Origin of the sequence: Paenibacillus sp. OT2-17 (assembly GCF_009827695.1) — a bacterium.
Lineage (GTDB): Bacteria > Bacillota > Bacilli > Paenibacillales > Paenibacillaceae > Paenibacillus > Paenibacillus polymyxa_B.
In genome coordinates this window covers 1-1,076 of record NZ_WUDQ01000867.1, presented here as the reverse complement: position 1 = coordinate 1,076, position 1,076 = coordinate 1, and the positions used below count along the sequence as shown (strand labels likewise).

The window sequence follows — 1,076 nt, the reverse complement described above, 5'->3', positions numbered from 1 at the left end:
ATGGACATACTGATTCGTGAGTTTATGGATCTTTATGAAGGAAACAACCCTCCAGCACTTCGGATACAGTACAAGGACTACGCTGTATGGCAGAATAAACTGTTTGATGAGGGCGGAATTAGCAGCCAGGAGGAATACTGGCTCCAAGCATTCCAGGGAGAAATACCTGTACTGAATATGCCGCTAGACTATCCAAGGCCTGTAATACAAAGCTTTGAAGGGGATTTTTTTAGCTTTGAAGCAGGCAGTGAGCTTACGAATAAATTAAACAAGCTTGCAAGGGATAATGGGGCTACGCTTTACATGACACTGCTCGCGGCATACAACATATTGCTGTCTAAGCACACCGGACAGGAAGACATAATCGTTGGAAGCCCTATAGCCGGAAGGCCACATTCAGACCTGCAGGATATCCTTGGTATGTTTGTAAATACCTTGGCTATGAGAAATTACCCCAAGGGAGATAGTACCTTTGTAGAATTCTTGAATGAAGTAAGAGAAAACGCTCTAAGGGCTTATGACAATCAGGATTACCAATTTGAAGAACTGGTTGAGAAGCTTAACTTGAAGAGGGACATGAGCAGAAACCCACTGTTTGATACTATGTTTACCATGCAAAATGCCTCTAAGGTAGAATTTGCAGTACCTGGTATAAGCTTCAGACCTTTTAATAACGGGCTAGAGTATAGAATATCAAAATTTGACCTATCCATTGATGCAATAGAGCGTGAAGATGGTATGGCTTTTAGCTTTGAATATTGTACTCGGCTTTTCAAAAAAGAGACTATAAAAAGGTTGGCGGCTCATTACCTTAACGTGTTGGAAGAGATAACCGCAAATCCGTTTAAAAGGTTGTCGGAAATAAATATGTTGTCCCAGGAGGAAAAACAGCAAATAATCTATGGCTTCAATGATACAAAAGTAGAATATCCTAAGGATAAGACCATACAAGAGCTATTTGAAGAACAAGTGGAAAAGACGCCTGATAACATAGCAGTAGTATTTGAAGATAAATACTTGACTTACGGAGAACTTAATGAAAAGGCCAATCAACTGGCTTGGATCTTAAGGGACAA

General features: G+C 40.3%; 1 protein-coding gene. It reads left to right on the top strand.

Annotation, left to right across the window (positions count from 1 at the left end; genetic code table 11):
- A partial coding sequence (locus GRP75_RS27765; RefSeq protein ID WP_237449240.1) for a condensation domain-containing protein occupies positions 1–1,076 on the top strand: 1,076 nt, incomplete at both ends.